This window comes from Streptomyces sp. NPDC015127 (assembly GCF_043080095.1).
Lineage (GTDB): Bacteria > Actinomycetota > Actinomycetes > Streptomycetales > Streptomycetaceae > Streptomyces.
This window is the reverse complement of record NZ_JBIBVE010000013.1, coordinates 57,327-82,552: the sequence shown is the minus strand read 5'-3', so window position 1 is coordinate 82,552 and position 25,226 is coordinate 57,327. Positions and strand designations below refer to the sequence as shown.

Below are 25,226 nucleotides of genomic sequence, written 5' to 3'. Positions count from 1 at the left end.
GGCCTCTCGTGGGCCCGGCGCGCGGCCCGGGGCCGGGTACGGTGCCGGGCCACGGAACCGTACCCTGGTGCCAGCAGCGCCCCCACCAGCCGCTTCACCGCCGCAGCGGCCCCCGCAAACGCACCACCCGCACGAGGAGCCGCACCGCCATGCCCGAGCCCGCCGAGCACCCCGCCTACCCCGTCGGACTCCGCCTGACCGGGCGGCGTGTCGTCGTCATCGGCGGCGGCCAGGTCGCCCAGCGCCGCCTTCCGGCCCTCGTGGCGGCCGGTGCCGACGTCACCCTGATCTCGCCCTCCGCGACCCCGTCCGTCGAGGCGATGGCCGAGTCCGGCGAGATCACCTGGACGCGGCGGCGGTACGAGGAGGGGGACATCGCCGACGCCTGGTACGCCCTCGTCGCCACCAGCGACCCCGACGCCAACGCCCGCGCCTCCGCCGAGGCCGAGCGCACCAAGACCTGGTGCGTACGCAGCGACGACGCCGAGGCCGCCACCGCCTGGACCCCGGCCACCGGCCGCAGCGAGGGCGTCACGGTGGCCGTGCTCACCGGCCGCGACCCGCGGCGCTCGGCAGCCGTGCGGGACGCCATCGTCGAGGGCCTGCGCGACGGCAGCATCGCCGCGCCCCACCGCCGTACCCGGGCTCCGTTCGTCGCCCTCGTCGGCGGCGGACCGGGCGACCCGGACCTGATCACCGTGCGCGGCCGGCGCCTGCTCGCCGACGCCGACGTCGTCATCGCCGACCGCCTCGGACCGCGTGACCTGCTCGACGAACTCCCGCCGCACGTCGAGGTGATCGACGCGGCCAAGATCCCCTACGGGCGCTTCATGGCCCAGGAGGCCATCAACAACGCGCTCATCGAGCACGCGAAGGCCGGCAAGGCCGTCGTACGGCTCAAGGGCGGCGACCCGTTCGTCTTCGGCCGCGGCATGGAGGAAGCACAGGCGCTCGCCGCGGCCGGCATCCCCTGCACGGTCGTGCCCGGCATCTCCAGCTCCATCTCGGTGCCGTCGGCGGCGGGCATCCCGGTCACCCACCGGGGCGTCGCCCACGAGTTCACCGTCGTCAGCGGCCATGTCGCCCCCGACGACCCGCGGTCGCTGGTCGACTGGCAGTCCCTGGCCAAGCTGACCGGCACCCTCGTGATCCTCATGGGCGTCGACAAGATCGGCGCCATCGCCGAGGCGCTCGTCGCGCACGGCAAGGCGCCCGAGACCCCGGTCGCCCTGGTACAGGAGGGCACCACCGCCGCCCAGCGCCGCGTCGACGCGACCCTCGCCACGGTCGGCGAAGCCGTGCGGGCGAACGAGGTGCGCCCGCCCGCCGTCATCGTCATCGGCGATGTCGTCGGCGTCGGTGTGCCCCCGATCAAGTAACCAGCGGTAACAGAAGTTCGCGCGAGCCGTTGGCACCGCACCACCGAGAAGGCAGTATCACCCCGTGGCTGATCTCATCACCGTCGACGACCCCGACGACCCGCGCCTTGCCGACTACACCGGCCTGACCGACGTCGAACTGCGGCGCAGGCGCGAGCCCGCCGAGGGGCTGTTCATCGCCGAGGGCGAGAAGGTCATCCGCAGAGCCCGGCAGGCCGGGTACGCGATGCGGTCGATGCTGCTGTCCGCCAAGTGGGTCGACGTCATGCGCGACGTCATCGACGAGGTCCCCGCGCCCGTCTACGCCGTCGACCCCGCCCTCGCCGAACGTGTCACCGGCTACCACGTGCACCGCGGGGCGCTCGCCTCCATGCAGCGCAAGCCCCTGCCGACGGCCCAGGACCTCCTGGGCACGGCCCGCAGGGTGGCCGTCATGGAGTCGGTCAACGACCACACCAACATCGGCGCGATATTCCGCAGCGCCGCCGCCCTCGGCATGGACGCCGTGCTCCTCTCCCCGGACTGCGCGGACCCGCTCTACCGGCGGTCCGTGAAGGTGTCGATGGGTGCGGTCTTCTCGGTCCCCTACGCCCGCCTCGACACCTGGCCGAAGGGCCTCGAAGCGGTCCGCGAGGCCGGGTTCAAGCTGCTAGCCCTCACCCCTGACGAGAAGGCGTCGCCCATCGACGACGCCGCCCCGCACCGGCTGGAGCGGGTCGCCCTCATGCTGGGGGCGGAGGGCGAGGGCCTGTCCGCCAAGGCGCTGCGGGCCGCCGACGAGTGGGTACGCATCCCCATGGCGCACGGCGTCGACTCGCTCAACGTGGGCGCGGCGGCCGCGGTGGCGTTCTACGCGGTGGCGACCGGGCGCCCCGGAGCCTGACCTACAGCTGCTGCGCGGCGGCGATGCCCAGCGCCACGATCAGCGTCACCACGAAGAAGACGACGATCCGCTGCCGCAGCAGCCGCGGATTGGCGGGCCGCCGGCCCGCCGACGTCGTGCGCACGCCCGGTCGCGTGCCGGTCCGCCGGCCGTTCGTCATCCCGTCGTTCCTGCGCCCCGTGCCGCGTCCCGAGGTGCGGCCCTGCGGCGGCCGTGAGCCGCCGCCCGTGCGGGACGGCGCGTGCGGCCGAGGCGCCGACGAGCCGCCCGTACGCCGTTCCAGGCGCTCGGTCCGCTCCGTCCGCTCGATCCGCTCGATCCGGTCGTGGCGCTCCGTGTAGCGCGAGGTCGGCCGGTCGATCTCCACCCGCTCCCGCTGCACGGGCGGGCGCGCGTCGTGCAGGCCCTGCGCCTCCCTGGCCGCGATCTCCTTGAGCCGCATGGACAGCTGCAGCGTGCTCGGCCGCTCCTCGGGGTCCTTCTCCAGACAGGCGGCGACCAACGGCGCCAGGGCGTCCGGCACTCCGTGCAGCTGCGGCTCCTCGTGCACCACGCGGTACAGCATCACCTCGGAACTGCCGTGCCCGAAGGGCGAGTCACCCATCGCCGCGTACGCCAGCGTCGCCCCGAGCGCGAACACGTCCGTGGCAGGGGTGACCACGGCGCCGCGCACCTGCTCGGGAGCGAGGAAGCCGGGGGAGCCCACCGCCGTGCCGACATGCGTGAGCGTGCTCGCGCCGGTGGCCCAGGCGATACCGAAGTCGATGATCCGGGGGCCCTTGGGCGACAGCAGGATGTTCGACGGCTTCAGGTCACGGTGGACCACGCCGGCCTCGTGGACCGCGACCAGTCCCTCCGAGAGCGCCGCACCGACGGCGGCGACGTCGGCGGCCCGCAGCGGGCCCTCCTCGGCCACCTTGTCGTGCAGGGACGGCCCGGGGACGTACTGCGTGGCGAACCAGGGGCGGTCCGCCTCCAGGTCGGCGGCCACCAGCCGGGCCGTACAGCCGCCCCGGATGCGTCGCGCCGCCGAGACCTCCCGGGCGAACCGCGACCGGAACTCCTGGTCCTCCGCCAGATCCGGCCGGATCACCTTCAGCGCGACCCGCTGGCCGCGGCGGTCGGACCCCAGATAGACGACACCCATGCCGCCCGCGCCGAGCCGCCGGTGAAGCCTGAACGAGCCGACGACACGCGGGTCCTCGCGCCGGAGCCGCATCATCGCCATTGTCCGTCCCCTACCTACGGTGGGAGGCCCCACCCCGCTGCCCGGTCGTCCGTTTGACGTGCCACAGCTTACGTATCGCCGCGCCGGTGTGCTCATAGGCCGCGCCCTCGCGCCCGGATCGATTGTCAGTGCCGGGTGGGAAACTTGAGGAGTGGTCAGGGGGGATCGGATCCGTCTCCCCGAGGCCGTGCGTGATCTCAACGCTCAGTCGCAGAAGGGGGATTGGATCGATGAAGGGTGACCGGGTGGAAATCGTCGTGGACGCGGGAGACACGACGCGTACGTACGAAGTGGTGGCAAGCCGGGCGGGCCGCCGGGTGGAGACGGCGGTGCGCAGAGGCGTGGTGGAAGTGAGCGAAGTCACCAGGTCGGGCACGGTCGTGCGGACGGCACGCTTCATGGCCAACCGCGTCTTGGCGCTGGTCGAGCAGCCGGTGCCGCGCGACGACGACGCCGAGCCAGTGCGTCCCCTCCGGGAAGACCCCAAGTCCCGGGGCCGCGTCTCCACCCAGGGGAGTACATGACCGGGTGGCGGCTCATCCTCCGGGAGGCCCGGCAATCGGTACGCGGGCATGACGTCCGGGCGCTGCCGTTTCCCTAATGTTGAGGTCAAGCGGCGGGTGCAGCACTCGTCCCCCGAGGTCAGACACCCGCCGCTGCCAACCACGACAGGAGAGGGACCATGGCGGACACGGCATCGCGCAAGGCATACGCCGGGCTCGGCGTCCGCGCCTCCGGCACGCGCCACCCGCTGGTGGCGACGGCCATGGTCCTTCCCCTCGCGGCACTGCTCGTCGTCGTCTTCGGCGGCTGGGACGCAGTGGTCACACAGGCGTCGTCCGTGGGCGTGATGCTGGGGCGCTGAAGAGCGCCCCGGGCCCGGAAGAGCGGTCCGGGTCGGGGACATCCGGCCAACAACCCCGTGGGGACGGGGGTGCGGCGGACGGCAGCGTTTGGCCGGTCAGCTGGGGAGCTGACCGGCCATCGCGCATTTCCGGCCCCGGCCGCGTACGACTCCGTCCTTGCGGCGGGGCCCAGGGGCTGTTGCCCACGGCATCAGGGCGACCTTGCCGCAGCAGCGGGCCACGCCTATCCGCCTCCGCGGCGGCGAACCCGGTGCCCGCCTGTGCCGCGCCGCGCCGCGGTCGCGGTCAGCTCCCGGCGCGATGAGCGCCGAGCCCGGCCCGCCCCCGGCGTGGGGCGCCGCCTGGGGGTGCGGGTCCGGGGCGGAGCCCCCGATTCGGGAAGGGGCGGGGTGGGGGAAGCACCAGCGCTACCCTCCCTCCCGTGTTCAGCCCCCTCATCCGTACCCTCGCCCACGTCGCCCGCACCGCCGCCCACCTGTCCGTCCCCGACGGCACGTGCCCCGCCTGCGAACCCGGCCGGATCCGCGTCCCCACCGCCACCGCCACCGACGGCGAGACCCTCGCCGACCGTCCCGACGGCACCGTCGTGCGCCACGGACCCGCCGTCGCCAAGGCTCACGCTTCCGACACGGACCCGCACGGCCACCGCACCCGCCTCGCCCTCGCCGCGCACCCCGCCCTGGCCGGGATACTCCTGCCGCCGCTGCCCCTTCCGGGCACGGGCCCGGCCGGGCTCACCCGTCCCGTCACCGCCTGGCCCTACGGCGCTCCCGTCGACCCCGCCGACCCCGACGCCGCTCCCTGGGAGGATGCGGGCGTCCTGCTCGCCCGGCTGCATCGCGTCGAGACCGCCGGCCTCCCGGGCCCGTTGCCACCCATGCGCGGCCCCGCCAAGGCCGCCGCAGCCATGGCGCGCATGGAGGACGCCGCGGCCGACCACCCCGCCGCGCCCGGCGTCCGGCGCGCCTGGGAGCGCCTCCCCGCCTGGGCCAGGGGAGAGGCGTCGAGCCCGCACCACCGCCCCCGCGCCCTCTGCCACGGCGACCTGCATCTGGGTCAGCTCGTACGCCACCCGGCCCCCGACGGCCCCTGGCTGCTCATCGACGTCGACGACCTCGGTCTCGGCGACCCCGCCTGGGACCTGGCCCGCCCCGCCGCCTGGTACGCGGCCGGCCTGCTGCCCCCGGAGATCTGGCAGCGCTTCCTCGGCGCCTACACGGCGGCGCAGGGCCCCGCGGTCCCGTCCCGCGACGACCCCTGGCCCCAACTCGACGTACCCGCCCGGGCGCTCACCGTCCAGACGGCCGCGCTGGCTCTCGCGAAGTCCGCCGCCGAGCACCGCCAACCGGACGATGTCGAAAGCGCGGTGATCGATACTTGTACCCGAATCGCCACACTCCCGCCCGAGTTGGCGTGCGAACCCTCGTCGTAGGGTGAAGTCCTCGTCTCCGGGCATGCATCCGGCGACGACGACCGAACGGCGAGAGGCAGAGCAGATGATGCAGTGTCCCAAGTGCCATGCAGCGATGCACACGTACGACCGCAACGGGGTCCAGATCGAACAGTGCAGCGGCTGCCGGGGGATATTCCTGGACTACGGCGAGCTGGAGTCGCTGACGCGGCTGGAGTCGCAGTGGATGCAGCAGGCCCCGCCCCCGCCGCCGGCCCCGCAGGCGTACCCCGCCGCTCCGGCGCCCGCCGCGCCGGCCTGGGGAGCCCCGCACCACGGCGGTCACCACGGCGGTCACCACCGCCAGCGCAGCTTCGGCCGGATGCTCTTCTCGTCCTGAACGGCCGCTCCGGGCGGCGGCCCGGGCGGTTCCCTCCCGGCAGCCCCTTCCGAGCGCGCCCCCGGAACGAGCCCCTCCGCACGACCCTCTCCGTACGACCCCTCCGGAACGGCTGACACCAGCCCGCCCGCGGGCCCGGCACGCCATGACCCGGGCCCGCGGCCGGACGGACCAGGGCCATTGCATACGGTCGACCGAATATCGTCCGCCGCCTAGGCATGCCCATGACCGGTCCCTACGCTGCGGCCCATGACCTTCCTCGACAGGTCCCGTACCGTCGCACCGCCGGGCTGGAGCCGCTGGCTCGTCCCGCCCGCCGCGCTCTCCATCCATCTCTCCATCGGCCAGGCCTACGCCTGGAGCGTCTTCAAACCCGCGCTCGAGTCCTCGATGGGCCTCTCCGGCACGGCCAGCGCCCTGCCGTTCCAGCTCGCCATCGTGATGCTCGGCCTCTCCGCCGCCTTCGGCGGCACCCTCGTCGAACGCAACGGCCCCCGCTGGGCCATGGCGGTCTCCCTGGTCTGCTTCTCGTCCGGTTTCCTGGTCTCCGCCCTCGGCGCCGCGTCGGGCCACTACTGGCTGGTCGTCGTCGGCTACGGCTTCATCGGCGGCATCGGACTGGGCATCGGCTACATCTCGCCGGTCTCCACCCTGATCAAGTGGTTTCCGGACCGGCCCGGCATGGCGACCGGCATCGCCATCATGGGCTTCGGCGGCGGCGCGCTGATCGCCTCGCCGTGGTCCACGCAGATGCTGGAGTCGTTCGGCACCGACCGGTCCGGCCTCGCCACCGCCTTCCTCGCGCACGGAATCGTCTACGCCGTTTTCATGTCGCTCGGTGTCCTGCTGATCCGCGTGCCTCCCGAGAGCGGGCAGCCCGCCGGCCACCCGCCGCCCGCCCAGCCCCGGGCCCTGGTGACCAACGCCCAGGTGTCCGCCCGGAACGCCCTGCGCACGCCGCAGTTCTGGTGCCTGTGGGTGGTGCTGTGCATGAACGTCACCGCCGGGATCGGCATCCTGGAGAAGGCCGCCCCGATGATCAGGGACTTCTTCGCGGACACGGGAGCGGCCGTGTCGGCCCCCGCGGCGGCCGGGTTCGTCGCCCTGCTGTCGCTCGCGAACATGACCGGCCGGATCCTGTGGTCCTCCACGTCGGACCTGATCGGCCGGAAGAACGTCTACCGCGTCTACCTCGGCGTCGGTGCCCTGATGTATCTCGCGATCGTCCTGCTGGGCAATGACTCCACACCGCTGTTCGTCGTCTGCGCGCTGGTGATCCTGTCGTTCTACGGCGGCGGCTTCGCCACCGTCCCGGCCTATCTCAAGGACCTGTTCGGCACCTACGAGGTCGGGGCGATCCACGGCCGGCTGCTGACGGCCTGGTCGACGGCGGGTGTCCTCGGCCCGCTCATCGTCAACTGGGTGGCGGACGCCCAGGAGTCGGCCGGCCGCACCGGGCCCGGCCTCTACACCGCCTCGCTCGGCATCATGATCGGACTGCTGGCCGTGGGCTTCGTCGCCAACGAACTCGTACGGCCTGTGCACCCCCGCTTCCACGAGCCCGCACCGCATCCGGCGAAGGAGAACGCCCGTGAACAGCAGCCGTCGTAGGGCACTCGCGGCCGCGGCCTGGCTGTGGGTGGCCGTGCCGTTCGGGTACGGCCTCTACGAACTCATCCGCAAGGCCACCCAGCTCTTCACCGGCTGACGACCACAGGGCGCACGACGAAGCCCCCGGCCGTCGAGACGGCCGGGGGCTTCGGCTGGTGCGCGATACTGGGATTGAACCAGTGACCTCTTCCGTGTCAGGGAAGCGCTCTCCCGCTGAGCTAATCGCGCAGGTCACCCGCACTGCTGCGAGACACTGCAAACCGCGGCACACGGCCGCGGCCTTCTGCGTGCGCGATACTGGGATTGAACCAGTGACCTCTTCCGTGTCAGGGAAGCGCTCTCCCGCTGAGCTAATCGCGCGGGGATCCTTGCGGATCAGTGGACGATACTCGGATTGAACCAGTGACCTCTTCCGTGTCAGGGAAGCGCTCTCCCGCTGAGCTAATCGTCCATGGAGGTGGAGACGGGATTTGAACCCGTGTAGACGGCTTTGCAGGCCGTTGCCTCGCCTCTCGGCCACTCCACCCGGAGTGCGGGGGGTCGGGAAGATCCCCCATTCTCGAGCGGACGACGAGATTCGAACTCGCGACCCTCACCTTGGCAAGGTGATGCTCTACCAACTGAGCCACGTCCGCCTGTCGTTTCCGTTCCGCTTGCGCGTCCCGGCGACGTGTTGAACTCTAGCGGATTCCTGGGCCAGTACAAAAACGCGTTTGTGCAGCGTGCTGAGGTGTGTGCGCGTCGCGGCAGCTCATCGGGGGCGGACCGGCCCGCTCGTCCCCGCTCGATCCCCGCCGGTCATACACTCACAGGCGTGCACGACCTCGCTCCTCTGGCCCGCTTCGGCCCTCTCGTCGCCACCGACCTCAGGGACGTCACCAGCGACCCCGCGGCGCTGGACTCCTCCGGCTTCTGGGCCGTCGCCGCCGACTTCGAGGGGCGGCTGACCTGCGCCCGCTTCGGCGATGTCCGCCGCGAGCCGGTGCCCGAGCCCGTGCCCGGACGGTGGCGGGGCCCGGCCGCCGAGGACTGGACCTCGTCCCTGGACCGCGCCACCTACACCGCGGGCGTACGGCGCATCCGCGAGCACATCGCGGCCGGCGACGTGTACCAGGCGAACCTGTGCCGGGTGATGTCCGCGCCGCTGCCCGCCCCGGACGCCGCCGATGTCGACGAGCTCACCGCCCTGCTGGCCCGCGGCAACCCCGCGCCGTATGCAGGAACGATCCGGCTCCCCGCGCACGGGGTGGAGATCGCCACCGCGTCGCCCGAGCTCTATCTGCGCCGTGCCGGCCGCACCGTCGAGTCGGGACCGATCAAGGGCACCGGCCGGACCGCCGAGGACCTGCTGGAGAAGGACCACGCGGAGAACGTGATGATCGTGGACCTCGTCCGCAACGATCTCGGCCGCGTCTGCGCCACCGGCAGTGTGAGCGTCCCCGCACTGTGCGCCATCGAGCCGCACCCCGGGCTGGTCCACCTCGTCTCCACCGTGCGCGGCGAGCTCGCCGCGGCGGCGGGCTGGAGCGAGCTGCTGGCGGCCACCTTCCCGCCCGGCTCGGTCACCGGCGCCCCCAAATCCAGCGCGCTGAAGATCATCGAGGCGCTGGAGACGTCGCCCCGCGGCCCGTACTGCGGAGGCATCGGCTGGGTCGACGCCGACCGCGGCACCGGCGAGCTCGCCGTCGGCATACGCACGTTCTGGATCGACCGCCGGGCACCGGGCGGTCCCGCGCTGTGCTTCGGCACCGGCGCCGGGATCACCTGGGGCTCCGACCCCGACCGCGAGTGGGCCGAGACCGAACTGAAGGCGTCCCGGCTGCTCGCGGTAGCGTCGGGTGCGTACGAGGCAAGCGGAAGGACAGCTGGATGAAGCTCTGGGTCAACGGCGAGCTCAAGGACGCCGAGGACGCCCGGGTGTCGGTCCTCGACCACGGCATGACCGTGGGCGACGGCATCTTCGAGACCGTGAAGGCCGTCCACGGGCAGCCCTTCGCCCTCACCCGCCATCTGGAACGGCTCACGCGCTCGGCCCGGGGCCTCGGCCTGCCCGAGCCCGACCACGACGAGGTGCGCCGCGCCTGCGCCGCCGTGCTCGACGCCAACCCGATGCCGCTCGGACGCCTGCGCATCACCTACACCGGCGGGCTCTCACCGCTCGGCTCCGACCGCGGCGACGCCGGCCCCACCCTGGTCGTCGCCCTCGGCGAGACCAGCCGCAGGCCCGACACCACCGCCGTGATCACCGTCCCGTGGACGCGCAACGAGCGCGGCGCCCTGACGGGACTGAAGACCACGTCGTACGCCGAGAACGTCGTCGCGCTGGCGAGGGCGCACCAGCAGGGCGCCTCCGAGGCGCTGTTCGCCAACACGGTCGGTCAGCTGTGCGAGGGCACCGGCTCCAACGTCTTCGTCGTCCTCGACGGCGAACTGCACACCCCGCCCGTCTCCTCCGGCTGCCTCGCGGGCATCACACGCGCCCTGACCGTGGAGTGGACGGGGGCCAAGGAGACCGACCTCCCGCTCGACGTGCTCGACCGGGCCGAGGAGGCCTTCCTCACCTCCACCCTGCGCGACGTGCAGGCCGTCGTCCGCATCGACGGCCGGGAGATCGGCCGGGGCCCGGGCCCCGTGACGACGAAGGCCATGCGCGTCTTCGAGGAGCGCGCGGCGGCCGACCCGGACCCCAAGTCCCTGTAGGAGCAGGCCCGTCGGAAAACTTGGTGTCGGACGGCCGCGGGGCAGGTAGAAAGTCCCCGATGACCACAACCCTGCGGCCCACCGGGCCGATTCAGCGCGACGGGTCCGGCGCCGCCTCGCGGGCGTACGACGTCTGTGTGAACGGCCGGCCCGTCGGTTCCGTCCTGCTGGCGACGGACCCCGGAGCCGGCCCCTCGGTCGGCTACGTACGCTCCCTGACCATCGACGAAGCGGACCGCCGGCGCGGCCGCGGCACGGTCGCCGCGCTCGCCGCCGAGGAGGTGCTGCGCGGCTGGGGCTGCACCGAGGTCCGCACCTCCGTCCCGGCCGACGCCACCGCCGCGCTGCGCCTCGCCACCGCACTCGGCTACACCGAGCGCGGCCGCACCATGCTCAAGGAGCTGCCGGACAGCCCGCCCGCGCTGCCCGGTCCGGTCGAGGGGCGGCCCATGCGCGAGGCCGAGTTCGACGCGTGGCTCTCCGGGGCGATCGCGCACTTCGCCGAGGACTGGATCAGCAGGGGCGTGCCGCGCGACGAGGCCCTCACCCGCTCCCGGACCCTCCATCGCATCCTCCTGCCCGAGGGCCTCGCGACGCCCGGCGCCGCGTTGTGGTGCCTGGTCGCCGGGGACACGACGGTGGGACACGTGTGGGTCGCGCAGCGCGAGGTGCGCCCGGGGGAGCAGGGTGCGTACGTCTTCGACGTCGAGGTGGCCGAGGGGCACCGCGGCAGGGGGTACGGCCGCGCCCTGATGCTGCTCGCCGAACGCATCGCCCACGCCGCCGGTGACACGCTGATCGGTCTGCACGTCTTCGCCGGCAACACCACGGCGCTGAGCCTCTACACATCGCTCGGCTACCGGACCACCCACCACACCTTCGTCAAGCAGCTCCTCTAGCCACGGGCTACGGAGTGTCCGTCCGCTCGGCGAGCAGCCGCTCGGCGATCTCCTCGATCCGGGCGCGCAGCCCCTCCTGGCTCTTCCCGCCGTCGAGGCGCTCGCCCCCGATGACATACGTCGGCGTGCCCGTCACCCCGATCGCCTTGCCCTCGGCCTGGTCCGCGTCGACGATCAGGATGTGCCGGCCGTCGATCAGGGCGGTGTCGAACTCCTCGGCGTCCAGGCCCAGTTCGCGCGCCACCTCCAGCAGCACGGGCTCGCCCTTCGCCGCCAGGTCCTCGGTGCGCGCCAGCACGGCCTCCACATAGGGCCAGCCCTTGCCCTGCTCGGCCGCCTCCTCCGCGGCCTGCGCGGCGGTGAAGGCGTGGCGGTGCTTGTCGAGGGGGAAGTGGCGCAGCCGCAGTTCCAGCCGGTCGCCGAACCGCGCGCGCAGGGCCCGCAGGTCCTCCAGGGCGGCGTGGCAGTCAGGGCACTGGAGCTCGCACCAGACGTCGAGGACGACGGGACGGGCGGTGGTGGAGTCGCTCATGGGGCCAGTCTTCCAGCCGGGCCCCGGCGCACCCAACCGGGACCACAGGAGGAGACCGCCCCGGAGATCCCCCTGAGGTCGCCGCCGGGCATGGCCCGGGGTCAGGGGGACGGTGCAGGATGGAAGGGACGTAACACCTCGTGCCGCCGATGCCTGGAGGACCGGATGCTTGCCGAGACCATTTGTTCCGCGGTGTCCGCGGCGGGCCTGGGCATCGCCGCGATCACGGCGTACCGCAGGCGTTTCCTCGCCGCGACCCGTATCGCCGCGTACTCCCTGGTCCCCGTCGGCCTGGTGCTGACCGGAGCCGTGCAGTGGGTCGTGGACACGGCCTTCAGCCCGTCGGCCTGGCTCGGCTTCGGCCTGCTCGGCGTCGCCTGGCTGCTGTTCATGACCACCCGCGCCGTCGAACGGCGCTCCTCGGGCACCCGCCGGGAGCGCAAGGCGGCCGCCGCGGCACAGCGCTCAGCGGCCGAGTCCGGCGCGTCCGCGCCCGCTGTCGGCAGCGCCCAGCGGCCGCAGCCGAAGGCGACCGCGGCCGACGACTTCAGCGACATCGAGGCGATCCTGAAGAAGCACGGCATCTAGGGGGTGTCTCGCCGCCGGGAGTGAAACCGCCGGATCCGGCCGCGCGGCTCCACGGGATGTGATGAACTACCCCGCCCTGGGGGTGTGTTGGTCGATCACCCCGGGGCGCGCTGCGTCATGATCGGCCCCGAGATGCTCGATACCTCACGGGGCCAGGCCCCCGCACCGACCCCAGAGCCGCGCGGCTGTCTGTTCGCGCTCTCCCAGCCGCCCCTGATGATCTTCCTCGGGGTGATCGGCGTGCTGTTGCTGATGGGCGCGGTGCACGATCTGTTCCTGCTGTGAGACCGCCGCCCGCCCCCGTCAGCCGGCGGCTTCCTTGCGGCGGGCCCGGTAGGCCGCGACATGCAGCCGGTTCCCGCAGGTGCGGCTGTCGCAGTAGCGCCGTGAGCGGTTGCGCGAGAGGTCGACGAAGGCGCGCCCGCAGTCCGGCGCCTCGCAGCGCCGCAGCCGCTCCTGCTCGCCCGCGACCACGATGAACGCCAGCGCCATCCCGCAGTCGGCCGCGAGATGGTCCGCCACCGAGGCGCCCGGCGCGAAGTAGTGCACGTGCCAGTCGTAGCCGTCGTGATCGGTGAGCTGCGGGGTCGTGCCGGCCGCAGCCACCAGCTGGTTGATCAGTTCCGCCGAGGTACGGCTGTCCGGTGCCGCGAAGATCTCCGCGAACCGGTCCCGCACGTCCTGCATCGCCTTGAGGTCCCTGGGCCCCAGCCGGCCCACGTCGCTGACGTGGTGGCTCCGGACGAACTCGTCGAGCGCCGCGACGTCCGCGAGTCCGTCCTCCTGGTCGCCCTCCGGTGCGGTGTTCACCAGATCGACGACGGTGTCGAGGGCGATACGGGTGTCGTGGGGGATCAGCACGATTCGCTCCCTGGCCGGCAAGCGGGCCGGTGCCCGCCGAATTGCGCCGACTCTAGCGGTTCGTGCCGGGAGCGCAGCGGCGCCGTCGCCACGATGGATTCCGTGACGACGGCGCCGGTGCCGGCTCCAGGGGTTTTCCGCGCGGCGCCGTCTCCCCGAGACGGACGGCGCCGGGCGGCTTTTCGCCTGGCTCAGCTTTCGGCCAGGATGTGCGAGAGCTCGGTGTCGAGGTCGAAATGCCGGTGCTCGGTGCCCGGTGGCACCGCGGCGTCCGTCCGCTTGAGGAACGACTCCAGGGCCCGCGCCGGGGCCTCGAGCAGGGCTTCGCCCTCCGGGGAACTCAGGGCGATGCAGACGACGCCCTGACCGTGGCTGCGCGACGGCCAGACCCGTACGTCGCCCGTCCCGGTGGGGCGGTGGAGCCCCTCTGCGAGAAGGTCGCGGGCGAAGACCCACTCGACCGTCTCTTCGGCTCCGGTGTGGAAGGTGGCGTGCACGGCGTAAGGATCGGCCGTGTCATACCGCAGGCCCGCGGGTACAGGCAGTGATGACTCGCTCGATACAACGAGGCGCAGGTGCAGCTCGCAGCTGACCGTGGTGTTCATAAGCGCCAGGGCCTTTCGCTCAGTGTGCGCTCGGGGATTCGCACGTCGGCGAAATCGACATGCCACCTACGGTGCCGTTGTAAACCCCTCTGACCGTTTTGTGATCCCTCGCGTCGCTCGTACGGCCGTGCATTACTTTGTGTTATACGGCCAATCCGGTGACGGCGTTCGATCGGGTAAGTTGGGCGTCATGAATGCGCAGAGTGACGAGCGGGACGAGGCGGTCGCGGCGGCGGCCTCCGGCTCCGCGACGGGGGACGTGACGGCGGGCGCGGCGCAGCCGGGCCAGGAGGCGGAGGAGGAGCGGGAGCTCGGCTCGCGGGCGCCGCACTTCATCAAGCGGTCCAGGACGCTGCACATCAGCTGGCAGGTCGGCGTCTTCATCGTCGGCCTCGCGGTCGTCGGCGCGGGCGTGGCGATGCTCGTGCTGCCGGGACCGGGCTGGGTCGTGATCTTCGGCGGTATGGCTATCTGGGCGACCGAGTTCGTCTGGGCCCAGCTGGTGCTGCGCTGGACCAAGCGCAAGGTCACCGAAGCCGCCCAGCGCGCACTCGACCCCAAGGTCCGGCGGCGGAACATCATCCTCACCACGGTCGGCCTGGTGATCATCGCCGTGCTCGTCGGCATCTACCTCTGGAAGTTCGGGCTCGCGATGCCCTGGAACATCGACGAGTGATCCAGAAGCGGTCCAGCGCACCCGCTGACATGGGGTAATGTTTGCGGTGCGCCCGGGCGATTAGCTCAGTGGGAGAGCGCTTCGTTCACACCGAAGAGGTCACTGGTTCGAACCCAGTATCGCCCACCCGGACCGAAGGCCCCGGAGACATTCAGTCTCCGGGGCCTTCGGCGTTCAGCGCATCCGGCCGAGGCTCTCCCTGAGCCTGCGGGCGTCCCTCAGGCGCTGCTCGTAGGTGGCGCCCACCGCGAGCAGCAGCAGACCTGCCACCGCCGGGGGCAGCCAGCGGGGGAGCGCACCGACGACCTGGACCACGTACGGAGTCAGTTCGTGGAGGGCGTCCAGCGCCAGCACCGTGCCGCCCAGCACGAGCAGGGCCTGGAGCCGCAGCCGCGCTCCCGCGAGCGTCACCGCCAGCGCCGCGACGCCCAGCAGCAGCGGCCGCAGCCAGTGCTCGTCGCCCCAGGCCGCGAACAGGCTCGGCGCGAGGGTCGCCGCGAGGCCGGGACCGTACGCCGTCCACGACGACGCCTGTGGGTCCCGCCGGCGGCGCAGCGCGCCGATCACGAGCGCCGGGACCGTGACGGGCAGCGTGTACGCCTCGGGCGAGGCGACGTCGGAGGCGAAGAGCCGTACCCAGGTGGCGAGCACGAACAGCACCGCGGCGAGGTACCCGGCGGCCGGGCGGCGCTCCGCGCGCACCGCCGTGCCCGCGGCGATCACACCGCACAGGGCCAGTACCAGGGCCAGCGTGGGCAGGTGCCCGGTGGCGAGCAGGACCGCGACGGGACCGGTGCAGGCCGCGGTCGCCTCCACCGGCAGGGCCACCGGGTGGCGGCCCAGGCGCGCGCCCGCCAGGGCTGCCGTGGCGGGGACGAGCAGCAGCGCGAGGGCCGCGTGGTGCGGCGGCAGTTCGGCGGCGGCCGCGACGGCAGCGGTGAGGCAGGCGGCGAATACGGTCGCCGCGCAGGCGACCACCTGCTGCGCCGCGCCGCGCGCCCGGAACGCCGCCGCCACAAGCACCGTCGGCAGCACGCCCAGCACCACGAACGTCGTCGGACGCGTCGCCAGCGAGAGCAGAGCGACGCTCGCCGAGGCGGCCAGACCGCATATCAGGGCGGTGCGGGCGAGCGGGGCGTACCGCCGGCCGCCCCGCGCGGTCCGCACGGTGCCGAACACCGCCGGCGACACGGCGAGGATCAGCTGCCAGCCGACCGCGAGGTGGTACGGCGAGTCGAGGGCTACCGGCAGGACCAGCAGCGCCGCCCAGGCCAGGACCAGGGAACCGCAGGCTGCCGCGGGACGGGCCCAGGTGCGCAGCGAGCTGCCGGGGGCGGCGGCCGCCGGAGGGGCACCGGTTTCGTCATGGTCCGGGGCGGCCTGCGTGCCGTCGCCCGGACCGGCCGGAAGACCGCGCGTCACCAGCGCCGCCGTCGCCGCGAGGACCGCGAGCACCAGCGGAGTCGCCGGGAGGACGGACAGCGGGACGTTCAGGTCCAGCGCCTCCCGTGTCCCCGCCGGGGCCCCCGACCAGATGTCCGACAGCTGCGTGGCGGGGCCCGCGAGGGACACCAGCACCGCCGGGAGGGTCGTCACCGCGGCCGCCGCCTGCGTCGCGCCCGCCGCCCAGGCCAGCCCCTGCCGCACGCGGCCCGGGAGAGGCGTGCGGACGACCGCGAGAAGCGCCGTCGCGCACAGCAGGTACCCGAGCACCGCCCACCCCTGCGGGACCGCCGTACGGATCACACCGCCGACCGCCGCGACCGCCGCCAGACCCGCGACCACCGACGCGCCCACCGCGGCGGCCGGCGAGCGCCACGCCGCGAACAGCGCCACCGCCGACGCCGCGAGCAGCAGCGCCGCCGGACCGGCCGCACCCTCCGGCGAACCGGCGGCCAGTGACAGCCACAGACCGGTCAGCATCGCCAGGCCGCCCGTGACCGAGGCGGTCACCCAGGCGAAGCCGCGGACTGCCGCCGGTCGTGTCCACAGCGCCACCGCCACGTCAAGCACCGCGGTCAGCAGCAGCGCCCACTCCATCGGGGGCGCGGCCGCATCGCCGGCCAGCGCCCACAGCGGCAGCGGCAACTGCGCCGTGAGCACCGCCGTCGGCAGCGGGGTGCGCAGCCGCGGCAGGGCCAGGCCGTACGCGCACCAGAGCCCGGCCAGCACGGCCGACACCCCGGCCGCGTACGCCAGTCCGTCGGTGTCCGCCAGGGCCACGCGGTGCACCGCGTACGCGTCCAGCACCATCAGCACCAGACCCAGAACGCCCACCGACTCGGCCGTCGAGACGAGACCGCGGCGCAGCAGGACCACCGGTGTGCCCAGAGCCGCCAGCGTGACCGCGCCGAGGACCGCGCTGCGCCCGCCGATGCCGAGGTGGCCCCAGCTGACCAGCGTGAAGGCGATCGCCGCGACGGCCAGCAGGATGCCCCCGAGCGTCAGCAACACGTTCTGCACGCTCGGCGGCGACGCCTCGGCGTGCGGCTTCGGACCCGCCGGCCAGGCACCCTGCGGCGGGAAGGGCGGCGTCGCGGACGTGCTTGCGGGCGGCCGCAGTGCGGCAAGCAGCCAGGCGCGCCGGGCCAGCAACTGGGCCCTGCGGGCATCCAGTCGGCGCAGCTCGCTGTCGAGGATCGCCAGCTCCTCGGCGGGCGTCGGAACGTTCTCCATGGCCGGAAGTGTGGTGCGCACCACACGCCTTGCCATGGGCGCGGATACTCAGATCCGCGCTGAGTACGCACATGTCCGGGCGGCACGGGAGCAGACTGGGGCCATGGACTGGTGCCGCTACCGCTTCCGCAGCGTCTGGGACCTGCCCGCCGCCCCCGAGGCCGTCTACCGGGTGCTGGAGCGGGCCGAGGAGTACCCGCGGTGGTGGCCGCAGGTGCGCGCGGTCGACGCCACCGGTGAGGAGACCGGCACCGCGCTCTTCCGCTCCTTCCTCCCGTACGACCTGCGCGTCACCGCGCACGCGCGCCGCCACGATCCCGGGACCGGTGTGCTGGAGATCGCGCTGGACGGGGACCTCGCCGGCTGGTCCCGCTGGACCGTGACGGCGCACCGCGGCGGCACACGGGCCCTGTTCGAGCAGGACGTGGAGGTACGCAAGCCGCTGATGAGACGGCTGGCGGTGCCGTGCCGCCCGGTCTTCAGGGCCAACCACGCGCTGATGATGCGCGGTGGGCGGCGCGGACTGGCCGCCTACCTGGAAGCGGTTTGAACCAAGGGCGCGACGCCCTGTATGGTTCAGTGCGTTCCCGGGCGATTAGCTCAGTGGGAGAGCGCTTCGTTCACACCGAAGAGGTCACTGGTTCGAACCCAGTATCGCCCACCGGGAGAGGCCGGTCCGTCAGCAGACGGACCGGCCTCACGCGTTCGTGCCGCGCCGAGCCGTCACGCTGCCGCGGGCAGTTCCGGGCGCAGCGGCCACGCCGGATCGACCGGCTCCGGGACGCCGCTGCGCGCGAACCACGCCTGGAGTCCCCGCGCCTGCGCCGCATGCCACACGGCCTGCAACGTGTGCAGCTCCGCCGCGGACAACCGCTCGAGACGTGACGCGTAACGCCGCCCCACCGCCCGTACGACCTCCATCGCCGCCAGCGCGTCGGCGGCGGCGTCATGCGCCCCGTCCAGCGCCACGTCGTACTGCGCGCACAGATCGGTGAGTGTCCGCCGGCCCTTGCGGTAGCGGTCGAGGTGCTTGTCCAGCACCCGCGGATCCAGCACGCACAGCGGTACGTTCTCCAGGTAGCGCGCCAGCGACGAGGCCCGGTGACGGCGCAACTCCCGGTCCAGCAGGGTGAGATCGAACGGTGCGTTCATCACCACCAGCGGACGGGAGGCCGCGCACTGCTCGGCAAGCGACCTCGCTATCTCCTCCATCACCGGCGCCGGCCAGCGGCCGTTCCGCTGGAGGTGATCGTCCGTCAGGCCGTGCACCTCGGTGGCGGCGGGCGGCACCGGAATCCCCGGATTCACCAACCACCGTGTGATGCGCGGCCGTCCGCCGGGCGTGTCCTGGACGACGACCGCGGCCGACACGATCCGGTCCGCCTCGACGTCCACTCCGGTTGTCTCCGTGTCAAATGCGGCCAGCGGGCCGTCGAACCAGTGCGTCATCCCCGAACTCCTCGCACGTGCTTGGCAGATGGCGAAGGGACCTGCCCGATTCGGTGATACCCGGGCTGTTTGCGCCGTACGCCGCGCGGTGACAACACAGGTGACGGGGAAGGAAATTGCCATGGCGCTCGCCCAGCCCGAATCGGGAGGGCTGCTGCCCCAGCGGACCGTTCCGCTGCGCGGAGCGCTCGCCACCACCGCCTGCATGGAGACGCTCCAGGTGGGCTATCTGCACGCGGTCGCCGCCGCCGCCGGCTGCTCGCTGTCCCAGCCGTTCCCGGACAACGGCATCGACTGGCACGTCAGCCACAGCTCGGCCCGGCACACGGTCGACGACGAGGTGACCATCAAGGTCCAGCTCAAATGCACCTACCAGATCCCGCCCCACCCACCGGGACCCGCGTTCTCCTTCACCCTCGACAACGACCATCTGGTGAAGCTCGCCCGCACACCGGTCTCGGTGCACAAGATCCTTGTCGTCATGCTCGTCCCCCGCACCCAGGACGAATGGCTGCGCGCCAGTCACGACCGGCTCGACCTCAGGCACTGCTGCTACTGGACCAATCTGGCCGGCCACCCGGTGACGGGCAGGCGCCGGACCACCGTGCGGATCCCCACCACGCGGATCTTCGACGACCGCGCGCTCTGCGAGATCATGGCGCGCGTCGGGGCGGGAGGAAGACCCTGATGCACCGGCCCTTCGACGAGCACCTCCACCGAGCCCCGCAGCCCGGCAGTCACCCCCGCCCCCCCGCCGAACCGCCCGGCCCCTGGGGCGCCCCCGCGGAACCGGACCCCGCGCAGATCGACCCCGCCGTCCTCGGTGCCCTCCTCGACCGGCACGGCTGGCGCCGCCGCGGCGGGGCCGCCGGGCGCTACGCGCGCTGGACCCCGCCCGGGCCCGCGGCCGGCGGCACCAGCCTGCTCGTGCCCGAGAGCCGCGCCTTTCCCGACTGCGAGGACCTTCTCGGCGAAGCCCTCACCGCGCTCGCCCGCAGCGCCGCGCCCTCCGCGCGTGACGTCCTGGTCGGACTCACCGTCCCCAGCGACGAGATCCGCTGGTGGCGCGACATACCGCAGGGGCCGTCGGGCACCGCCTCGTGGACCGCGCAGGAGCAGCTGCGCTCGGCCGCCCGCATGATGCTGCTGGCCGGCGCCCTCGCCGTGCGCGGCCGGGCCGGTTACTACGGCGCCCGCCACCGCAGGCAGGCGCACGCATCCCTCGAAGGCGTACTCGTCGGCCCCGCGCCCGGTGGCCGTTCGCTCACCGCCTTCGTGCCCGTGCAGACCGGCCGCACGGTCGCCGTGCGGCTCTCCCACGCGCTCCAGGCGACCCGCGAGGCGATCGACTACCAGCGGGCCGCCGGTGGCATGGAAGCGTTCGACGCGGCGGTGCAGGCAGGCGTCAGCCGCGAGCTGACCGAGGCTGTCGTCGCGCTCGTACGCGGCTCGGAGGGGGCCCGCATCGCACTCGCCTGGTCCCCGGCCGCCGGAGTGCCCGAGGGGTGCGCCGCCCGCATGGAGCCGGTGGAGTTCTCGGCGGGGGACCTGCCGGCCCTGCGCGAGGCCGGCGCCCGCTACCTCCAGGACGAGCCGTCCGTGCCCGTGCGGATCACCGGCACCGTCGTCCGGATGCGCCGCTCGGGACCGCGGGGCCCGGGCACCGTACGGCTGCGGGTGCTGGCCGGGGCCGAGGTGCCGCATGTCCGGGTGGCGCTGGACGAGGACGCGTACCGCACGGTGGGGCACGCCCATCTGGTCGGGCTGCCGATCCGGGTGGCGGGCCGGCTGGAGAGCCGGGGCGGCTTCCGGCGGCTGACCGACGCCTCCGGGGTGACCCCGGTGCCGGTCGACGACGCGGAGCGGGACCGGCTGATGAAGTCGCTCCAGGAGAACCTGGACTTCTTCGGGGAGCCGGGCGACGAGGAGGAGTGACGGCGGGCCCCGGTAACCGTTTCGCGAGTGGTCCCTCCGGCTCGGTACGATTCCTGGTGCGCGTGCTGTACCAGGCCGCGCGTCCGCCTTCAGTCAGGAGAGACCGGTGTCAGACGTCCGTGTGATCATCCAACGCGATTCCGAGCGGGAAGAGCGCGTGGTGACGACGGGCACTACGGCCGCCGACCTCTTCGCCGGCGAGCGCACCGTCGTCGCCGCCCGCGTCGCCGGGGAGCTGAAGGACCTCGCGTACGAGATCAAGGACGGCGAGGAGGTCGAGCCCGTCGAGATCTCCTCCGAGGACGGCCTGAACATCCTGCGCCACTCCACCGCGCACGTCATGGCCCAGGCCGTGCAGGAGCTGTTCCCCGAGGCCAAGCTCGGCATCGGCCCGCCGGTCAAGGACGGCTTCTACTACGACTTCGACGTCGAGAAGCCGTTCACCCCCGAGGATCTCAAGGCCATCGAGAAGAAGATGCAGGAGATCCAGAAGCGCGGCCAGCGCTTCTCGCGGCGTGTGGTGACCGACGAGGCCGCCCGCGAGGAGCTCGCCGACGAGCCGTACAAGCTGGAGCTGATCGGCCTCAAGGGCTCCGCCTCGCACGACGACGGCGCGGATGTCGAGGTGGGTGCCGGCGAGCTGACCATCTACGACAACCTGGACGCCAAGACGGGCGACCTGTGCTGGAAGGACCTCTGCCGCGGTCCCCACCTGCCCACCACGCGCACCATCCCGGCGTTCAAGCTGATGCGCAACGCCGCCGCGTACTGGCGCGGCAGCGAGAAGAACCCGATGCTCCAGCGCATCTACGGCACCGCGTGGCCGTCCAAGGACGAGCTGAAGGCGCACCTCGACTTCCTCGCCGAGGCCGAGAAGCGCGACCACCGCAAGCTGGGCAACGAGCTGGACCTCTTCTCCATCCCGGACCAGATCGGCTCCGGCCTCGCGGTCTTCCACCCCAAGGGCGGCATTATCCGCCGGGTCATGGAGGACTACTCGCGCAAGCGGCACGAGGAGGAGGGCTACGAGTTCGTCTACACCCCGCACGCCACCAAGGGGAAGCTCTTCGAGACCTCGGGCCACCTCGACTGGTACGCCGAGGGCATGTACCCGCCCATGCAGCTCGACGAGGGCGTGGACTACTACCTCAAGCCCATGAACTGCCCGATGCACAACCTGATCTTCGACGCGCGCGGCCGGTCCTACCGTGAACTGCCGCTGCGCCTCTTCGAGTTCGGGACCGTGTACCGGTACGAGAAGTCCGGCGTCGTGCACGGCCTGACCCGGGCCCGCGGCTTCACCCAGGACGACGCGCACATCTACTGCACCAAGGAGCAGATGGCGGACGAGCTCGACTCGACGCTCACCTTCGTGCTCAACCTGCTGCGCGACTACGGTCTGACCGACTTCTACCTGGAGCTGTCGACCAAGGACCCGGAGAAGTTCGTCGGCAGCGACGAGGTCTGGGAGGAGGCCACCGAGACGCTGCGGCAGGTGGCCGAGAAGCAGGGGCTGCCGCTGGTCCCGGATCCGGGCGGCGCCGCCTTCTACGGCCCGAAGATCTCCGTCCAGGCCAAGGACGCGATCGGCCGGACCTGGCAGATGTCGACCGTGCAGCTCGACTTCAACCTGCCGGAGCGCTTCGACCTCGAGTACACCGGCCCGGACGGCACCAAGCAGCGCCCGGTCATGATCCACCGTGCCCTGTTCGGCTCGATCGAGCGCTTCTTCGCGGTGCTGCTGGAGCACTACGCGGGTGCGATGCCGCCGTGGCTGGCCCCCGTGCAGGCCGTCGGCATCCCGATCGGCGACGCGCACGTCGAGTACCTGCAGCAGTTCGCCGCGGACGCGAGGAAGAAGGGGCTGCGGGTCGAGGTCGACGCGTCCTCCGACCGGATGCAGAAGAAGATCCGCAACCAGCAGAAGCAGAAGGTTCCGTTCATGATCATCGTCGGTGACGAGGACATGAACGCCGGCACGGTCTCCTTCCGCTACCGCGACGGCTCCCAGGAGAACGGCATCCCGCGCGAGGAGGCCCTGGCCAAGCTCCTCGACGTGGTGGAACGACGGGTCCAGGTCTGACCCGCGAAGGCACCCGAGGGGCGGTCCCGGAAGGGGCCGCCCCTCGCCGCATGCCGCCGTCAGCGGCGAATATGCTGGCACGCATGACGACTGAGCCGGAGCAGCAGATCGGAGTCGGGACGCCTGACTCGTTCCAGCGCCTGTGGACGCCTCACCGCATGGCGTACATCCAGGGCGAGAACAAGCCGACCGGCCCGGGGGCCGACGACGGCTGCCCGTTCTGCGCGATCCCGTCGAAGTCCGACGAGGACGGCCTGATCATCGCCCGCGGCGAGAAGGTCTACGCCGTGCTCAACCTCTACCCGTACAACGGCGGCCACCTCATGGTCGTCCCCTACCGCCACGTCGCCGACTACACCGAGCTGGACGACGCCGAGACCGTCGAGCTCGCGCGGCTGACCAAGCAGGCCATGACCGCCCTGCGGGCCGCCTCCGGCGCCCACGGCTTCAACATCGGCCTCAACCAGGGCAGCGCCGCCGGTGCCGGTATCGCCGCCCATCTGCACCAGCACATCGTGCCCCGGTGGGGCGGTGACACCAATTTCATGCCCGTCATCGGATCGACCAAGGTGCTTCCGCAGCTCCTCGCCGACACCCGCACGATGCTCGCGGCCTCCTGGCCCCTCTGAGGCTCCCGGAGTCCCAGGAGCCTCAGGGGCCTCACGCGTCGTAGAGGTCCGCGTTCCGCGGAGTCGGGTCCTGGACGAACCCGCTGACGACCATGGAGCGGTTGTCGAACCGGTCGGTGCTGACGCCGTTGTCGGCCAGGACCTTCATCGCGGCGGCGTGCGCCACGCGCAGCACCGGAGTCGCCGCGCGCATCGCGTCGTCCGCCATGAACCGGTGCCGCCAGGGCTTCTCCGCCCAGGCGTGGCGCAGGCCGAACGGCTCCGGCAGCACCAGCTTGCCGCCGAGGAAGTCGAGCAGCGGCGGGAACCAGGTGAAGGGGGCGCGCACCGAGAGGCGTACGACCTCGGGCGCCTCCACCAGCGGCAGCACACGGTCGACCGTCTCCCAGAACTTGACCGTCTTGCTGACGGTGACCGTCTTGGGCTCGGGCTTGGTGGTGAACAAGGAGTGCACCGGGCCGAGCGCGTGCCCGGTGACCTCCACGCGCAGGGTCTCGTGGAGCACGGTGACCGTGATCATCATGGTGATGACCAACTGGCCGTCCCACAGCGTGAACTGCACACCCAGGTAGTGCCGGTTGCCGCCGCCGAACTGCTGGTGGTTGCAGATGCGCTGTATCTCGTGGCCCTTGATCTGGAAGGTCTCCACGTCCTGGCCCTCGGGCCGGGCGACCGCCGCGGCGTTCTCGCCGACCGGGGAGACGATCCAGTGGCGGACGGACGGGGTCGGGAAGCCGCCGGAGTTCAGAGGGCCGCGCTCCAGCAGCTTGAGCTTGTCGTGGATGGCCCTTATGACGTCCCAGCTGCGGAACTGGTTGATCTCCTTGCCCGGCTCCTTCGAGACGAGCTCCTCGGCCATCTGCCAGCTGCCCCAGCGGGTGCCCATGCCCAGTATTCCCTTGGGGCCCGCGTAGAAGACGACGTTGGAGTGCTGCTCGGCGGTCAGCTTCTGCAGGCCCTGGCGCAGCTGCTCACGGGCCGTCTCGTCGGGGTTGCCCGGGACGGCCTCGGGGACCTTGGCGCCGATGCCGCCGCCTCCTGAGAGGAGGCTGTCCCACCGTGCGCGCATGTCCTTCGCGGTGGCCTCGCAGATCCTTTTCGCGAGCATCCAGCCGACGACCGGGGCGACGATCATGCCGCGGATGTAGTAGCCCCAGAATCCGGCGAACGGCAGCCGCAGCAGAAGGATCACGGCCAGGGCGCCGATGCCCACGAGCAGGAGGGTGCCGAGCGCTCCGGCGCGCTTGTTGGCGGCGCCGGCGAGGGTGCGGCGCAGCTGGAACACGCCCATCCACAGCAGCAGTCCGGGCAGGAAGAGTAGTCCGCACAGCGCCATGACGGCGGTGAGCTTGGCGTCCCGCTCCTTGCGGATGCGGGTGGCGGCCAGGCAGTGCTCCACCACGGTCTGGGGCTCCGTGCCGAAGGACTGGATCAGCGCTTTGCGGGCGCCGCCGAGCATCCGCACCTGCACCGCGCGGGAGAACGCCTCACCGAGGTTCGGCTCGAAGAGCGAGAACTTGCCCGGCTTCACCTCGGACTTGTGCCACTCGCTGTTCGCCTTGAGGAGGTCGGCGACCGGGCTGTCGCGGTACGCCGCCGAGGCGAGCGCATGGGTCGCCGCGGTCTGCCCGGCCGACCCCATGAGCGGGACCTGGGCCCCGGGTGTGAAATCGAATCCGTCTGTCACTACCGCCCCCATCGCCGCAAGCGTCCGCACTGCGGCCTGTTCCCAACTACCGCACCCCGCACACCTGGTGAGCTGGGCACCTCAGCGTATCGGGGGGCGGGCGGTCGCGGCAGTGGACATCGCAAGGGGCCGTCCGCCGGCGGTGTGCG

At 72.4% G+C, this 25,226-nt stretch carries 25 protein-coding genes and 7 tRNA genes; 20 read left to right on the top strand and 12 right to left on the bottom strand.

Annotation, left to right across the window (positions count from 1 at the left end; genetic code table 11):
* Positions 1-149 precede the first annotated feature (149 nt).
* Positions 150-1,379 carry a uroporphyrinogen-III C-methyltransferase gene (cobA, locus tag ACF08N_RS25390; RefSeq protein ID WP_392326974.1) on the top strand — a complete coding sequence of 410 codons (1,230 nt, stop codon included), beginning with the start codon at positions 150-152 and terminating at the stop codon, positions 1,377-1,379.
* Positions 1,380-1,443: 64 nt separating this feature from the next.
* On the top strand, positions 1,444-2,262 hold the full coding sequence (locus ACF08N_RS25385) for a TrmH family RNA methyltransferase (RefSeq protein ID WP_392326973.1): 819 nt from the start codon (positions 1,444-1,446) through the stop codon (positions 2,260-2,262).
* Between the two features lies 1 nt (position 2,263).
* Here the strand turns inward: ACF08N_RS25385 and ACF08N_RS25380 are convergent, their stop codons facing one another.
* Positions 2,264-3,490, bottom strand: coding sequence for a serine/threonine-protein kinase (locus tag ACF08N_RS25380; protein WP_392326972.1), 1,227 nt, complete (start codon positions 3,488-3,490; stop codon positions 2,264-2,266).
* A gap of 230 nt (positions 3,491-3,720) precedes the next feature.
* On the opposite strand from ACF08N_RS25380, the gene ACF08N_RS25375 reads away from it, so the two are divergent.
* The 5 genes from ACF08N_RS25375 (at position 3,721) to ACF08N_RS25355 (ending at position 7,757) form a co-directional block, all read left to right on the top strand.
* The gene (locus tag ACF08N_RS25375) at positions 3,721-4,014 is read left to right on the top strand and encodes a hypothetical protein (protein ID WP_392326971.1); all 294 of its coding nucleotides are present in this window, start codon (positions 3,721-3,723) and stop codon (positions 4,012-4,014) included.
* Positions 4,015-4,172: 158 nt separating this feature from the next.
* Positions 4,173-4,355, top strand: a complete 183-nt coding sequence (locus ACF08N_RS25370; RefSeq protein ID WP_392326970.1) for a hypothetical protein — start codon at positions 4,173-4,175, stop codon at positions 4,353-4,355.
* A gap of 422 nt (positions 4,356-4,777) precedes the next feature.
* Positions 4,778-5,788: a phosphotransferase family protein gene (locus tag ACF08N_RS25365; protein ID WP_392326969.1), complete on the top strand. Its 1,011-nt coding sequence runs from the start codon at positions 4,778-4,780 to the stop codon at positions 5,786-5,788.
* Positions 5,789-5,852: 64 nt separating this feature from the next.
* Entirely contained in the window at positions 5,853-6,146 is a 294-nt protein-coding gene (locus tag ACF08N_RS25360) for a zf-TFIIB domain-containing protein (RefSeq protein ID WP_392326968.1), read from the top strand.
* Between the two features lie 249 nt (positions 6,147-6,395).
* Positions 6,396-7,757 carry an OFA family MFS transporter gene (locus tag ACF08N_RS25355; RefSeq protein ID WP_392326967.1) on the top strand — a complete coding sequence of 454 codons (1,362 nt, stop codon included), beginning with the start codon at positions 6,396-6,398 and terminating at the stop codon, positions 7,755-7,757.
* Between the two features lie 153 nt (positions 7,758-7,910).
* On the opposite strand, the gene ACF08N_RS25350 is transcribed toward ACF08N_RS25355, so the two are convergent.
* From ACF08N_RS25350 to ACF08N_RS25330, 5 genes are all read right to left on the bottom strand, one after another.
* Positions 7,911-7,985 (bottom strand) — tRNA-Val (locus ACF08N_RS25350).
* 60 nt (positions 7,986-8,045) lie between these two features.
* Positions 8,046-8,117: transfer RNA gene (locus ACF08N_RS25345), tRNA-Val, on the bottom strand.
* Between the two features lie 19 nt (positions 8,118-8,136).
* Positions 8,137-8,208 (bottom strand) — tRNA-Val (locus ACF08N_RS25340).
* 1 nt (position 8,209) lies between these two features.
* Positions 8,210-8,283, bottom strand: a tRNA-Cys gene (locus ACF08N_RS25335).
* A 36-nt stretch (positions 8,284-8,319) separates the two neighbouring features.
* Positions 8,320-8,392 (bottom strand) — tRNA-Gly (locus tag ACF08N_RS25330).
* Positions 8,393-8,571: 179 nt separating this feature from the next.
* Here ACF08N_RS25330 and ACF08N_RS25325 point away from each other — a divergent pair.
* From ACF08N_RS25325 to ACF08N_RS25315, 3 genes are read left to right on the top strand one after another with little or no spacing between them, the layout of a single operon-like run.
* Positions 8,572-9,630: a chorismate-binding protein gene (locus ACF08N_RS25325; RefSeq protein ID WP_392326966.1), complete on the top strand. Its 1,059-nt coding sequence runs from the start codon at positions 8,572-8,574 to the stop codon at positions 9,628-9,630.
* On the top strand, positions 9,627-10,457 hold the full coding sequence (locus ACF08N_RS25320; RefSeq protein ID WP_392326965.1) for an aminotransferase class IV: 831 nt from the start codon (positions 9,627-9,629) through the stop codon (positions 10,455-10,457). Before ACF08N_RS25325 ends, ACF08N_RS25320 begins: the two co-directional genes overlap by 4 nt.
* Positions 10,458-10,516: 59 nt before the next feature.
* Positions 10,517-11,356, top strand: a complete 840-nt coding sequence (locus ACF08N_RS25315; RefSeq protein WP_392326964.1) for a GNAT family N-acetyltransferase — start codon at positions 10,517-10,519, stop codon at positions 11,354-11,356.
* A gap of 7 nt (positions 11,357-11,363) precedes the next feature.
* On the opposite strand, the gene ACF08N_RS25310 is transcribed toward ACF08N_RS25315, so the two are convergent.
* Positions 11,364-11,888, bottom strand: a complete 525-nt coding sequence (locus tag ACF08N_RS25310) for a DsbA family protein (RefSeq protein ID WP_392326963.1) — start codon at positions 11,886-11,888, stop codon at positions 11,364-11,366.
* A gap of 165 nt (positions 11,889-12,053) precedes the next feature.
* On the opposite strand from ACF08N_RS25310, the gene ACF08N_RS25305 reads away from it, so the two are divergent.
* Both ACF08N_RS25305 and ACF08N_RS25300 read left to right on the top strand, forming a co-directional pair.
* Positions 12,054-12,476, top strand: a complete 423-nt coding sequence (locus ACF08N_RS25305; protein WP_392326962.1) for a hypothetical protein — start codon at positions 12,054-12,056, stop codon at positions 12,474-12,476.
* A gap of 117 nt (positions 12,477-12,593) precedes the next feature.
* Positions 12,594-12,761 (top strand): hypothetical protein, encoded by a 168-nt coding sequence (locus ACF08N_RS25300; protein WP_392327168.1) that lies wholly within the window; start codon positions 12,594-12,596, stop codon positions 12,759-12,761.
* An 18-nt stretch (positions 12,762-12,779) separates the two neighbouring features.
* Here the strand turns inward: ACF08N_RS25300 and ACF08N_RS25295 are convergent, their stop codons facing one another.
* Together ACF08N_RS25295 and ACF08N_RS25290 are read right to left on the bottom strand one after the other, a co-directional pair.
* Complete coding sequence (locus ACF08N_RS25295) at positions 12,780-13,337, bottom strand: CGNR zinc finger domain-containing protein (RefSeq protein WP_392326961.1); 558 nt, start codon at positions 13,335-13,337, stop codon at positions 12,780-12,782.
* 191 nt (positions 13,338-13,528) lie between these two features.
* Positions 13,529-13,942 carry an SsgA family sporulation/cell division regulator gene (locus ACF08N_RS25290; RefSeq protein ID WP_003959770.1) on the bottom strand — a complete coding sequence of 138 codons (414 nt, stop codon included), beginning with the start codon at positions 13,940-13,942 and terminating at the stop codon, positions 13,529-13,531.
* Between the two features lie 190 nt (positions 13,943-14,132).
* Between ACF08N_RS25290 and ACF08N_RS25285 the strand changes: the two genes are divergently transcribed.
* Positions 14,133-14,618: a TIGR02611 family protein gene (locus ACF08N_RS25285; protein ID WP_392326960.1), complete on the top strand. Its 486-nt coding sequence runs from the start codon at positions 14,133-14,135 to the stop codon at positions 14,616-14,618.
* Positions 14,619-14,672: 54 nt separating this feature from the next.
* Positions 14,673-14,744 (top strand) — tRNA-Val (locus ACF08N_RS25280).
* 48 nt (positions 14,745-14,792) lie between these two features.
* Here ACF08N_RS25280 and ACF08N_RS25275 read toward each other — a convergent pair.
* Positions 14,793-17,294, bottom strand: a complete 2,502-nt coding sequence (locus ACF08N_RS25275) for an SCO7613 C-terminal domain-containing membrane protein (protein ID WP_392326959.1) — start codon at positions 17,292-17,294, stop codon at positions 14,793-14,795.
* Between the two features lie 103 nt (positions 17,295-17,397).
* On the opposite strand from ACF08N_RS25275, the gene ACF08N_RS25270 reads away from it, so the two are divergent.
* Positions 17,398-17,844, top strand: a complete 447-nt coding sequence (locus ACF08N_RS25270) for an SRPBCC family protein (RefSeq protein WP_392326958.1) — start codon at positions 17,398-17,400, stop codon at positions 17,842-17,844.
* Positions 17,845-17,883: 39 nt separating this feature from the next.
* Positions 17,884-17,955: transfer RNA gene (locus ACF08N_RS25265), tRNA-Val, on the top strand.
* 62 nt (positions 17,956-18,017) lie between these two features.
* Here the strand turns inward: ACF08N_RS25265 and ACF08N_RS25260 are convergent.
* Positions 18,018-18,743 (bottom strand): 3'-5' exonuclease, encoded by a 726-nt coding sequence (locus ACF08N_RS25260; RefSeq protein ID WP_392326957.1) that lies wholly within the window; start codon positions 18,741-18,743, stop codon positions 18,018-18,020.
* Positions 18,744-18,864: 121 nt separating this feature from the next.
* Between ACF08N_RS25260 and ACF08N_RS25255 the strand changes: the two genes are divergently transcribed.
* From ACF08N_RS25255 to ACF08N_RS25240, 4 genes are all read left to right on the top strand, one after another.
* Positions 18,865-19,431 carry a DUF4365 domain-containing protein gene (locus ACF08N_RS25255; protein WP_392326956.1) on the top strand — a complete coding sequence of 189 codons (567 nt, stop codon included), beginning with the start codon at positions 18,865-18,867 and terminating at the stop codon, positions 19,429-19,431.
* A complete protein-coding gene (locus ACF08N_RS25250; RefSeq protein WP_392326955.1) occupies positions 19,431-20,678 on the top strand; it encodes a hypothetical protein in 1,248 nt (415 codons plus the stop codon). The genes ACF08N_RS25255 and ACF08N_RS25250 overlap by 1 nt, the downstream gene beginning before the upstream one ends.
* Before the next feature lie 106 nt (positions 20,679-20,784).
* On the top strand, positions 20,785-22,761 hold the full coding sequence (gene thrS / locus ACF08N_RS25245) for a threonine--tRNA ligase (RefSeq protein WP_392326954.1): 1,977 nt from the start codon (positions 20,785-20,787) through the stop codon (positions 22,759-22,761).
* 71 nt (positions 22,762-22,832) lie between these two features.
* On the top strand, positions 22,833-23,390 hold the full coding sequence (locus tag ACF08N_RS25240; RefSeq protein WP_392326953.1) for an HIT family protein: 558 nt from the start codon (positions 22,833-22,835) through the stop codon (positions 23,388-23,390).
* Between the two features lie 31 nt (positions 23,391-23,421).
* Here the strand turns inward: ACF08N_RS25240 and ACF08N_RS25235 are convergent, their stop codons facing one another.
* Positions 23,422-25,089 carry a hypothetical protein gene (locus tag ACF08N_RS25235; RefSeq protein ID WP_392326952.1) on the bottom strand — a complete coding sequence of 556 codons (1,668 nt, stop codon included), beginning with the start codon at positions 25,087-25,089 and terminating at the stop codon, positions 23,422-23,424.
* Between the last annotated feature and the right edge of the window lie 137 nt (positions 25,090-25,226).